Source organism: Candidatus Clostridium helianthi, from assembly GCF_045310795.1.
Taxonomy (GTDB): Bacteria; Bacillota; Clostridia; order Clostridiales; family Clostridiaceae; genus Clostridium; species Clostridium helianthi.
This window is the reverse complement of sequence record NZ_JBJIAB010000012.1, coordinates 1-12,093: the sequence shown is the minus strand read 5'-3', so window position 1 is coordinate 12,093 and position 12,093 is coordinate 1. Positions and strand designations below refer to the sequence as shown.

Sequence of the window (12,093 nt, the reverse complement as noted above, 5' to 3'; positions counted from 1 at the left end):
AGATACATATGAAAAATATAGCATCAATTTTAGCATCAAATTTTAAAAGATGGGGGGTTAATGATGTATTTGGAATAATAGGAAAGCCGCTTGTACCTATATTTGTTGAATTGGATAAGCATGATATTAATGTTGTTTTAAGTAAACATGAAAATGGTGCAGGTTATGAAGCGGCAGGATATTCATTAATGAATAAGAGATTAGGTGTAGCCATTGGAACTTCAGGCCCTGGTGGGACAAACTTAATAACTTCAGCAGGACAGGCAAAAGCTTACCATATACCAGTATTATTTATTACTGGACAACCTTCTATGCATAATTCTGGGAAGGCGCAAGGACAAGATTCTACAATTTTTGGTACTGACTTAGTTAAACTATTTGAGCCAGTTACTAAGTTTAGTGTTAGGGTTGAAAGAGCTGATCAATTTGAAATTTATTTGCAACATGCATTAGAAAAAGCATACTCTGATGTAAAAGGGCCTGTTCATTTATCTATACCATTTGATGTGCTAGAAGATGAAATAGAAGAATTTGAACTTAATTTACCTAATAATATGGATAAACTAATATCTCCAAGATTAGATGAGTTTATTAATAAACTTGATAATGCTCGAAAACCTGTGATATTGGCAGGTAAAGGTATTCATTCAAGTTTGGCTTACGAAGAGATTAAAGGTTTAGCAGAAGTTTGGAATATACCAGTTATGACTACACCTGGAGGAAAAGGAACCTTTATTGAAAATCATCCATTATCACTTGGTGCATTAGGCTTAGGTGGTACAGAAAAATCAAGTGAATATATTAAAGAAGATATAGATTTAATGATAGTTATAGGAAGTAAATTATCAGATATGTCATTAGTAGATATAACTTCAGATAATTATCCTAAGGAAGTTGTTCACTTAGATTATGATACGACATTCATAAAAAAATCGCTAAATGTACCAACACTAACAATAATCGGAGACATTAAAGAAAATTTAAAATCTGTATTGGATAAAGTTAAACGTAGAACAAAGAATAAATATAATTTATTAGAAGAAAATTGCGAAATAAAAAAACTTGAAAATGACACTAATTCCTACATATCAGCTGCTTATGCCATGGAAATAATAAGAAAAGGTTTACCAGATGATGCTGTTGTTTTTGGTGATGATGGAAGTCATTCCTTTTATGCAATAAGAAATTTTAATATTAGAAAACCAGGTACGTTTTTTTTCGATGATGTATTTGGAGCCATGGGACATGCAATAGGTTACTCAATTGGAGCACAACTAGCAAACTATAATTCTAGAATTGTTTGCATAACTGGTGATGGATGTACTTTTATGCAGGGAACCGAAATCTCAACGGCAGCAAATTATAATATTCCAGTTACTTTTATAATATTTAATAATGGAAGGTTGGATATGCCAGAGAAATATATGATGAAGTGTTTCGGAAAGACAGTAGGAACAAATTATAATGTACCATTGGATGGTAAAAAATTTGGTGAGTCACTAGGCGTAAAGTCATTTAGATGCTGCAATGAACTTGAATTAAAAGAAGCGTTAGAAATTTCAAATTTACATAAGGAAGCAATTCTAATAGAAGTTATAGTTGATCCAAATGAAATACCACCAACTATGAAAAGGAGATAGTAAAATGAATAAAGATTATGAAAATGGAATGAATATGTTAAAGCAAATGACGGATGAAAATGGTGAACAAATGATCAACTCTATTGGAGAGATATTTCCAGATTTTTTGGATAAAATGATTTCTTTTGGATTTGGTCAAATATATGCAAGACCAAATTTGGATTTAAAAACAAGAGAAATTGTAACTATAACTGCTCTTATAACACAAGGCGCATTTGAACAATTAGATTTTCATATAAAAGGTGCTCTTAAAGCTGGATTAAAACAAGAAGAAATCTTAGAAATTATTTTGCAATGTGCAGCATATGTAGGTTTCCCTAAAGCATGCAGCGCATTAGGCATTGCAGGGAAAATCTTCACTGGAAAGCTCTAAATTGGAGATTGCCTTCCATAACTTCATGTTTCCACTTTTAGTGTGACAAGTACTAAATGAAATAAGCTCTAGCAGAAAATTTACTCGCGTTTGTTCGCTGATTAAGTTATTATCACACAATCAAAAATTGGAGTTATATACTTGGGAGCATTTAAATACAACATATTTTTGTGTACTTCTAAGATATTAATATAAGTACAAAGTTAAACAACTGCTTACTAATAAATTTAAGTGGTCAAATTTTAAATGATTATTTCTTGAAATTAAAAAATGCATATGATACCTGATTATGTGTGCACAAAAAATGTAATAGAAAATTAGTTGAGCTGAGGCTTTCTTGTATTTAGAAAGTCTCAGCTTTATTTATTTTATATAAGTTTTTAAGTTTAGTTTGCTTTTATTTGACAAGAAATAGAAAAAATAAAGATATTTTTAAAGATAGAATATAATTTATTTCGTAATAAGTTATAAATAAATGTAAAGTTGAAGGATTTTGGTATTTAATGTAGAAATTATAGTAATATAAAAGAATATTTAAAAATGGGGTTGAGTTTTTATGGAAATGAAATATTTATTTGAGACTATAATCAAAAATATCAAGCAGTCCTTACTAATTACCGATTCTAATGGAAAGTTAGAATTCTTTAATGCATCAACAGAAAAAATGTGGAATTATTCTGAGGGAGAGCTTAAAAATATGAATATTAACGATTTATTTTATTTTGAAAGTAGTTATACAGAAGGTAATAAGATAAGTCAAATAAGCGATTTATTTCTATTTGAAAATTGGAATGGTGAAATTTATGCTAAAAATAAAGAAAATTCTGTATTTTGTCTAAAAGTATCCATATGTCAAATTTTTGAGGAAAATTCAAATGTTAAGAAATATCTTATTATTTCTGAAAATATTGAAGAAAAGAAGAACCTCCTAAGTCAATTGAAGCTTAAAGATGAAGAATTGCAAAAGAGTATTAAGAATTTAGAAAATGCTCAATTTATGATGATTGAAGAAGATAAATTGGCAAACTTAGGTCATCTATCTGCTGGAATAGCTCACGAAATTAATAATCCTTTAGGCTTTATCATAAGTAATTTTGGAACATTAAAAAAATATGTTGAAAAGCTTAATGAGATAATATTGCTATATAAAAGTTTACTGGCTAATTCAGAAGAAGGAATGTGCTTGGTTAAAGATGAAGTGGCAAATGTTGAGAGTTTAGAAAGAAAATATAATTTAGATTTTATAATGGATGACATTGATGAGTTATTAAAGGATACTGAAGGTGGAATTGAAAGAGTTCAGAAGATAATAGCTGCAATGAGGAATTTTGCTCATTCATCTTTAGAAAAGAATTTTGAACAATATGATTTAAACTATGGAATAACAAATACTCTAGTTATTGCTAAAAATGAAATTAAATATAACTCTAATATTGAAATTGAGCTAGATGAAATACCACAAGTGGAAGCAATCCCTAGTGAAATAAACCAAGTTATATTAAATCTTATTATTAACTCTTCCCACGCTATAAAGGAGAAACAAGAGAATGCGGATCTAGACTACTTTGGATTACTAAAAATTTATACTTTTAGTGATGATTTATTTGTAAGTTGTGTTATAGAAGATAATGGTACAGGTATACCTAAGGAAAATTTAGATAAAATATTTGAACCATTTTTTACAACAAAACCTATAGGTAAAGGTACTGGACTTGGATTAAGTATTGCCTATGATATTATAAAAAATACTCATAAGGGAGATTTGATTGTTGACAGTGTTTTAGGAGAAGGTACAAAGGTTACTATAAAGCTTCCTATTAGACATGAAGAACAGGAAGAGGTGACCCAAAATGAGTAAGTCTATTTTATTTGTAGATGATGAAAAAGCTATTTTAAATTCAATCAGAAGAGAATTTTTTGACAGCCCTTATGACGTGTATATTGCAAACGGTGGAAGAGAAGCTTTAGATATTCTTGAAAAAAACCATATTGATCTAATAGTAAGTGATATGAGAATGCCCGAAATGGATGGATATGAATTATTAAAAAGAGTTAAATTATTATACCCGGAGGTAACAAGATTAATATTAAGTGGCTTTACAGATGAAAAAACTGTATTTAAATCTATTTATAATAATTTAGCAAAGCTATTTATAACTAAGCCTTGGAAAAAGGATGATTTTAGAAGGGCTATTGATGAGGTTTTTAAAACTGAAGAATTATTACATAATAATATATCCTTAAACCATATAAAAGAAATGGGCAAGCTTCCGACAATTCCTTCTGTACTACAAGAAATAAGCGATGTTGTTGAACATGATGATCACAATATAGATAGAATAGTAAGATTAATTGAGGCAGATATAACTTTAAGTTCTGAAGTCCTAAGAATTATAAATTCAGCTTTTTATGGGATAAAGACAGCTTCAATAAAGACAGCAGTATTAAGCCTTGGACTGGTGAATTTAAAGGCAATTATGGCAACTGCAGAAGTTTTTAAATCAGGAAATGATTTTTATAATAAAAATGAAATATGGGAGCATTCAAACTTAACTAATAAAATACTAATAGAACTATATAACAAAGCTTTAGGCAAAAAGATCCCTGATTATTACGGTACTGCAGGCCTTCTTCATGATATAGGAAAAGTTGCTTTCTTTAAAATATATGATAAAGAATATGATGATATTTATAAATTAGCAGCTGACAAATCCTTAGGTGAGATAAGTACTTTAGAGAAAGAAAAATTCAAAATAGACCATGAAGAATTAGGCGGATATCTACTACAATGGTGGGATATACCTTATGCAATAGTAGAAAGTGCATTATATCATCATAATCCTATGTTAAGCAGCGATGCAAATAGAGAGCTCGTATCAATGATTTACATTGCAGATTATTATTCTTGGCATATAATAAATCCAAATTATAAACCAAAGCTTTATTTAGATGTTTTCGACAATTACGGAATATCTGAAGAAAGATGTGAACAGATAGTAAAAAACTTAGTAGAAAGGAAGAATTAGCATGGATAGATTTAATGTACTTTTTGTGGATGATGAAACTAATATATTAAATTCAATAAATAGAATAACTATTCAAGAAGATTTTAAGTCGCTTTTTGCAGGGAGTGGAGAAAAAGCCTTAGAACAATTTAAAGAAAATGAAATTGCTGTAATAGTTACAGATATGAGAATGCCTAAAATGAATGGCTTAGAACTTTTAGAGAAAGTTAAAGAAATATCTCCTAACACAGTTAGAATGGTACTTTCAGGATATGCTCAAATATCGCAAGTAATAGCCACAGTAAATAAAGTAGGCGTTTTTAAATATATTACAAAGCCATGGAATAATGAAGAGGAATTTCTTCCAGCTATTCGTGAAGCTTTAAAATATTATAACTTAGTAAAAGAAAATGAGATATTTAAAGTTCAAATAGAAGAAAAAAATAAGTTATATAAGAAGATCCTTGATAGCAACAATAATTTAGTAAAAAATAGTCAAAAAGATATTAATTATATTAAAGTGGTTTCAAAAATAATATTTGATTTAAAAAATAGTATGTATGATAGCTTAAATAATGAATGCTCTAAGCAAAAACACATTAGTGAATTAATAGATAAAGTATATTTTCAATATTTAGAGACTGTTCCAAGCATTTCTGAAACTTTTAATTTAACTTCACTACAGCCTAGATTTGATGAGTTAAAAAGCAGAAATTTACCTATAATTTATGATAATAATAATACAGCTCAAATTAATTATTTAGGCAACAAGCGAGTGTTTGAGCTAATATTTAATAATGTTTTAGAGGTTATTACTTGGGATTCAAAAGAAGAAGAACTATTATTAAATTTCATGCATAACTCAACTTTAAATATTAATTTTTTCATTAGAAACAAAAATAATTTTATAAAGACTATTAGTAAGCCAGAAGCTAAGCTTATATTAAATTTCCTAGATGGTTTAAGCAAAATATTTGGAGGCAAGATTACTATAGTTCCTGACAAGTTCTTAATAAACATTAATACAGGTCTAAAAATTGCAGATTAGGGGTTGGGAATTATGAATATTTTAATTGTTGATGATACAAAGTTTAACATAATGACGGCAAAAGAGGTAATTAAAATAAGTGAAATCAAATGTGATATTATAACGGCAGCATCAGGAGAGGAAGCTATTGAAATTGTAAATACTAAGAATATAGATATTATACTATTAGACATAGTTATGCCTAAGTTATCTGGAATAGAAACCTTAGAGATTATAAGAAGAAATAATAAGAATGTGATTATTTTGATGTTTACATCGCTAACAGATAAAAAATACTTGGAAAAGAGTTTTGAATTTGGAGCTAATGACTACATTAATAAACCAATTGAGCCTATAGAATTCGCATCCAGATTAAAATCAGCAATAAAGATGAGGGAATATCAAAATGCTTTGATGGAATCCTATAATAATTTGAAAAATACTAATGCTCAACTTAAGGAGTCAAATGCAAAGCTTAAAACAACACAAATTGAATTGGTAAATAAAGAAAAACTATCTACTATAGGAAGGTTTTCAGCAGGAATTGCTCATGAAATCAATACACCTTTAGGATATGTTACTTCAAATATATATACAATTCAAAGTTATGCTAAAACTCTAAAAGAATATTTAGATAAATATTTAACTTTTATTAAGGAAAATGAAGAATATTTTTCTGATAAAAAAGAACTTGAGGAGCTATTAGGTTCTAGAGGCAAATTAGAATTTATCCTATCAGACTTTGAACCAGTTATAACGGAGACAAATGAAGGTCTTGAAAAAATAAGCAGCATAATAAAAAATATTATTAGATTTTCTAATGAAGATGCTTACGATAATTTTGAAATGAATAAGTTCAGTGAATTAATAGAAGAATCTATGAAAATTTTGAAAATGGAACTTAAAGAATACAAACTTGATGATTTATTTGACTTAGAGCTAAACTTAATTGATGATGACTATATTAAGTGTAATAGGTTCCAAATTGAACAGGTTATCTTCAATATTATAAAAAATTCAATTTATTACATTGGCATAAAAGATAGAAAAGGCAGCATAAAAATCAAGACTTATAAGGAATCAGAATATTTTTGTTTAGAAATAAAAGATGATGGTACTGGCATTGAAGAAGAAAATATAAATAAAATATTTGATCCTTTCTTCACGACAAAAGAACCTGGCGAAGGAACTGGCTTAGGTTTGAGCATTTGTTATGATATTGTTGTAGTTAAACATAAGGGACATTTGTTAGCACAAAGTGTATATGGAGAAGGTGCAGCCATTATCATGAAATTGCCGCTTTAATGGAGAAAATTATAGTGCCGTAAAGACTAAGTATTTCTGATACTTTCAAAGGTTATGCGTTCAAGAAGTAACAAGTCCGCAGAATTCACTCAAATATAAATTCATAAAGAAAAAACAAAAGACATTTGTCTAATGACAAATGTCTTTACTATTGACACAACAAAATAAAAACGATACAATAAGTTAGATATCGCTTTTGAATAATGTTATTTATAAATCTATAATTATATTATACACTTTCGAAAAAGCAATGTCAATAGAGTTTTGAATTAATTCTATAAAATTATTTTATCATAAGGAGCGAAATATTATGAAAAATAACGACTTTGAATGGAAACTTGAACGTGAATGGCTGCTAGAGGTACTTAAAGAAGCTCAAAAACAACTTGATGAAAAACGTAACTTTAGGGAAAAATTTAAAAGTGATGCAATTGAAGTACAAAGGGAGTTATGGGAAAATGTAGGATCAGTTTCTGTAAATAATGGATTAGAACAGATCGTAGACTTTATGCAGTCTATTAATACTATGAAAATACAGAAAAGAACTCATGAATTCACAAGAAAGCTTGAGCAAAAATACGAAAGAGTACTTTTATCCCCATATTTTGCAAGAATGGATTTCATTGAAAAAGGGGAGGAAAGGGCAGAAAAGTGTTATATAGGAATATCTAATCTTATTAATGATAACTTTGATTTTCTAATATATGACTGGAGAGCGCCAATTTCAAGTATGTTTTATGATTATGAAATTGGACAGGCAGAGTTTAAATGTCCTGAGGGTATAGTAGAGGGTGAACTTACACTTAAAAGACAGTATAAAATTAATAATGGTGAAATTGAATATATGTTTGACAGTAATCTTAAGATAGATGATGAAGTATTACAGGATATCTTGAGTAAAAGTACCGACACCAAGATGAAAGGCATTGTAACAACTATACAAAGAGAGCAGAATAAAGTAATTCGTAATGAAGAATATAAAAATCTGATTGTTCAAGGGCCAGCTGGAAGCGGAAAAACTTCTGTTGCTCTTCATAGAATTGCTTATCTTTTATATAAGCATAGGGATAAAATAACGCCTAAAAATATAGTGATATTTTCGCCAAATGATATTTTTAATGAGTATATTTCTGATGTATTACCTGAACTCGGAGAAGATAATATGTGTCAGACTACATTTAAAGAATACATGCACAAGGCTTTAGGTGGAGGACTTAGCAAAGAAAACTATAGCGAAATGATGGAATATATTTTAGCATCAAAGAAGGAATCCGACTATCAAATAAGAATCAATAATATTAAGTTTAAATCTTCAAAGGAGTTCATAGATATACTAAAGAGGTATGTAACCTTTATGGAAAAGGAAGATACAAACTTTAAGAATATTAAATTTAGAGGGGATTTAATAATTTCATCTCAGGACTTAGAAGAATTATTTTTCAAAGACTATGCAAATCTTCCACGAAAAAGAAGACTTCAAAAGATAAGAGAGAGGATTTTATTTCTTTTAAAGCCTTATGAAGAGCAACGTATAAAAGAAGTTGCTGATGAACTTAAGAGCTCAGGTTCTTATTTAGATAAAGCTGAAATTATAGAACATAGTACAGCTATGGTAAAGAATGAACTGAAAGAGATTTATCATGAAATAAATAGAATGACAAAATTTGATTTAATGGGTATTTATAAAAAGTTATTTGAGAATCTTGAGTTTTTCTTGAAAGATTCAAATATTGAATTCAACGAGAAGAAAATTAGTGAAATAAAAAGCTATACCTTAGAAAAAATAAAAGTCCGCAGGCTTAATTATGAGGATCAGATAGCCCTTCTGCATCTAAAAGGTGCTATGGGAGATCTTCCTAAAACCTCAGAAATCAAATACGTTATTATTGACGAGGCTCAGGACTATTCACCACTTCAATATGAAATTTTTTATCAGCTTTTTAACCATGCAAACCTGACTATACTTGGGGATTTAAATCAATCAATAAACCCATTTATGAATGTAGGAGACTATAAGAATATATCTCATATATTTGCTGAAGATAATACCTGCATAATAAATTTAACAAAAAGTTACAGATCAACAATGGAAATTACTAAATTTTCAAGAAGGCTCCTTGATAAGGGGCTTGAGGCTCAATGCGTGGAAAGAAGTGGAGAAGAACCTTTGCTTCTTGGTTTTTCAAATGAAAAAGCTATAAGAGAAAGACTTCTTGAAGATATAAAAATATATAATGAGAAAAATTATAAATCCATTGGAATCATAACAAAAACTGCCAAGGAAGCAAATGAGGTATATAATTTCTTAAAAGATAAGACTAATGTTAGATCAATAATAAAGGATGACGATGAGTATGTGAGTGGCATATTGGTAATACCTGCTTATCTTGCTAAAGGATTAGAATTTGATGTGGTGATTATATATAATGCAGGAGATGAAAATTATAGTTGTGAAGAGGAAAGACTTTTACTTTATACTGCTTGCACTAGAGCACTTCATGTTTTGCGCGTATACTACTCAGGAAATATAACACCATTACTTAAGTAAGATTATTATTGAGTGCTTAACAATTTTTTTTAGGAGAGGTTTAATAAAAGGAAATAGAAGACTATGACTCAAATTATATTATAGGGTTCCATATTGATAACAATACATATCCACTGTTTGGATTTCCTGAATAATGGCAATGTTGGAAGTTCATAAGTTTGAATATCATTGTGGAACCCTATAATATTAGTATGAAGTTCAGATAAATAAAAAAAATAAGGATGACATCTCATATTGAAAGTTAAAATGGTGATATTATAAAAAATTAACTATTGGTTAATTTTTATGAATAAAAGATGAAAAGTCTTCAATTGCTCAAATTATGTAGCTTTGATATCATTTAATTATAAAGTTCCGCGTGAGAATCAAATTTATGTGGATATAGCCGAAATTGAAATATTTCAAATTTTCAATGAGGAACCTAATATTGCTTTAGTTAATTAATAAGAACATAATAAATAGAGGAGTTAATTTTATGATTATAAGTGAAGTTATTAGGCATTATAGAAAAAAGGAAAATCTTACTCAAGAGCAGGTTGCTGATTATTTAAATGTAAGTACTCCAGCAGTAAATAAGTGGGAAAATGGAGTTTCATATCCAGATATAACATTGCTGCCACCTCTTGCACGTGTCTTAAAAATAGATGTTAACACTTTATTGGCATTTAATGAGGAATTAACAGATGCGGAAGTAAAAAAACTTACAAAAGAGGTAGGTGAAACTGCATCAAAAGAGGGAATTAAAAAAGCTTTTGAGAAAGGTAATGATTTAATTAAACAATATCCAGGTTGTGATGAGTTAATATTAATGATATCAGAGGTGCTAAGAATATATTTGTTAGGACCTCAAATTGAAGAAAAAGAAAAATATGAAAGAAAAATTATTGCTTGGCTTGAAATTGTAGCAGCTGGCAATAAGGAAAAGACAGCTTCTATGGCAAAATTGGATTTAGCAGCGATTTATAGGGAGAAAAAAGAGTATGAAAAAGCTCAAGAAACATTAGATAAAATTCCAGAAGTAGACGTAGATAAAAAAATTCAACAAGCAATATTATTTGACAGTATGGGTAAAATAGATGATGCTTATGGTGTTTGCGAAGATAAATTAAGGAAAAATGGTCATGAAACATTTACTGTTTTATCTCTTATAATAATGCTGCTATATAAAGAAAAGAAATTTACAGATGCAGAAGAATACATAGATCGTGCAAAAAAAATTGCTGAAGTATTTGATTTAGGGGCGTACCATAAATACGAATTAGATTTATCTTTGGCAATAGAAAGAAAAGATAAAGAAAAAACTATAGAGATGGTTATAAACATGGTAAATGAAGCAAGTACAATGGATGACTCTATTAAATCAAAATTATATAGTCATGTGAAATTTGATGTGACTAATAATTGGACCAAAGATAAATATGAAGATTTAGTAAAAAGGGTATTAAGAAAAAGAAAGAATATTGATTTTGTTAAAGATGATCCAAGAGTAAAGTCTCTGTTGGAATAAACAATATTGAGTCTATTTTATTTTGAAATTAGAAATAAAGTAGACTTAATATTTATTTAAGTGATTTTTGATTTTGCATAAATTTAAGGATATTACAGCATACATAATATAAAGTTAAAAAGAATTGTATTACAGTGATTTGCGGTAAAATACTCTTATTAAAGGAGATTTAAATGTGGTGATAAAAGACAGAGCAAGAAAATTGAAATTAGATATACCTGCATTATACATAGCATTAAAAAAGAAGGAAACACCAGTAATTGCAAAAGTTTTTGCAATGATTACAATTATATATGCGTTATCACCTATTGATCTTATTCCTGATTTTATACCAGTTATAGGCTTGCTAGATGATATAATTTTACTTCCAATACTTATTGCAATAACTATAAAATTTATACCAGAAGAAATACTTAGCCAATGCAGAATTGAAGCAGAAAACTTATGGATTGGCGGGAAACCTAAAAGGTGGTATTTTGCCATACCAATTTTATTAGTATGGATAGTGTTAATATTTCTAACATTAAAACTTTTTTAACGGGACCTTATTAAAAATAAATAAATGTTCAATGTTTCAATTAAATATTCTTTTAAAAAAACATTGTTTTAAATATATATGTTGCAAAATGAAATTCCCAAAATAATTTATTGTGAAAAATATCCATTAATATAAAATGAACAAAACAAC

At 28.5% G+C, this 12,093-nt stretch carries 9 protein-coding genes; all 9 read left to right on the top strand.

Going from position 1 to position 12,093, the window contains the following annotated elements:
* Positions 1 to 8: 8 nt before the first annotated feature.
* Positions 9 to 1,640 (top strand): thiamine pyrophosphate-binding protein, encoded by a 1,632-nt coding sequence (locus ACJDTP_RS11155; RefSeq protein ID WP_406761244.1) that lies wholly within the window; start codon positions 9 to 11, stop codon positions 1,638 to 1,640.
* Between the two features lie 4 nt (positions 1,641 to 1,644).
* On the top strand, positions 1,645 to 2,013 hold the full coding sequence (locus tag ACJDTP_RS11150) for a carboxymuconolactone decarboxylase family protein (RefSeq protein WP_161223202.1): 369 nt from the start codon (positions 1,645 to 1,647) through the stop codon (positions 2,011 to 2,013).
* 556 nt (positions 2,014 to 2,569) lie between these two features.
* Entirely contained in the window at positions 2,570 to 3,871 is a 1,302-nt protein-coding gene (locus ACJDTP_RS11145; RefSeq protein WP_406761243.1) for a PAS domain-containing sensor histidine kinase, read from the top strand.
* Positions 3,864 to 5,039 (top strand): HDOD domain-containing protein, encoded by a 1,176-nt coding sequence (locus ACJDTP_RS11140; RefSeq protein ID WP_041896709.1) that lies wholly within the window; start codon positions 3,864 to 3,866, stop codon positions 5,037 to 5,039. The genes ACJDTP_RS11145 and ACJDTP_RS11140 overlap by 8 nt, the downstream gene beginning before the upstream one ends.
* A 1-nt stretch (position 5,040) precedes the next feature.
* Positions 5,041 to 6,066 carry a response regulator gene (locus ACJDTP_RS11135; protein WP_406761242.1) on the top strand — a complete coding sequence of 342 codons (1,026 nt, stop codon included), beginning with the start codon at positions 5,041 to 5,043 and terminating at the stop codon, positions 6,064 to 6,066.
* Positions 6,067 to 6,078: 12 nt separating this feature from the next.
* Positions 6,079 to 7,350, top strand: a complete 1,272-nt coding sequence (locus tag ACJDTP_RS11130; RefSeq protein WP_406761241.1) for a sensor histidine kinase — start codon at positions 6,079 to 6,081, stop codon at positions 7,348 to 7,350.
* Positions 7,351 to 7,660: 310 nt separating this feature from the next.
* Positions 7,661 to 9,898 (top strand): RNA polymerase recycling motor HelD, encoded by a 2,238-nt coding sequence (helD, locus tag ACJDTP_RS11125; RefSeq protein ID WP_406761240.1) that lies wholly within the window; start codon positions 7,661 to 7,663, stop codon positions 9,896 to 9,898.
* Positions 9,899 to 10,373: 475 nt separating this feature from the next.
* The gene (locus ACJDTP_RS11120; protein WP_406761239.1) at positions 10,374 to 11,405 is read left to right on the top strand and encodes a helix-turn-helix domain-containing protein; all 1,032 of its coding nucleotides are present in this window, start codon (positions 10,374 to 10,376) and stop codon (positions 11,403 to 11,405) included.
* Positions 11,406 to 11,580: 175 nt separating this feature from the next.
* Positions 11,581 to 11,943, top strand: a complete 363-nt coding sequence (locus ACJDTP_RS11115) for a YkvA family protein (protein WP_406761238.1) — start codon at positions 11,581 to 11,583, stop codon at positions 11,941 to 11,943.
* The last annotated feature ends 150 nt before the right edge of the window (positions 11,944 to 12,093 follow it).

Bases quoted from the DNA above. Each gene is read 5' to 3' on its own strand.
- ACJDTP_RS11155 (WP_406761244.1), top strand. From the start codon at position 9: ATGAAAAATATAGCATCAATTTTAGCATCAAATTTTAAAAGATGGGGG.
- ACJDTP_RS11150 (WP_161223202.1), top strand. From the start codon at position 1,645: ATGAATAAAGATTATGAAAATGGAATGAATATGTTAAAGCAAATGACG.
- ACJDTP_RS11145 (WP_406761243.1), top strand. From the start codon at position 2,570: ATGGAAATGAAATATTTATTTGAGACTATAATCAAAAATATCAAGCAG.
- ACJDTP_RS11140 (WP_041896709.1), top strand. From the start codon at position 3,864: ATGAGTAAGTCTATTTTATTTGTAGATGATGAAAAAGCTATTTTAAAT.
- ACJDTP_RS11135 (WP_406761242.1), top strand. From the start codon at position 5,041: ATGGATAGATTTAATGTACTTTTTGTGGATGATGAAACTAATATATTA.
- ACJDTP_RS11130 (WP_406761241.1), top strand. From the start codon at position 6,079: ATGAATATTTTAATTGTTGATGATACAAAGTTTAACATAATGACGGCA.
- helD (WP_406761240.1), top strand. From the start codon at position 7,661: ATGAAAAATAACGACTTTGAATGGAAACTTGAACGTGAATGGCTGCTA.
- ACJDTP_RS11120 (WP_406761239.1), top strand. From the start codon at position 10,374: ATGATTATAAGTGAAGTTATTAGGCATTATAGAAAAAAGGAAAATCTT.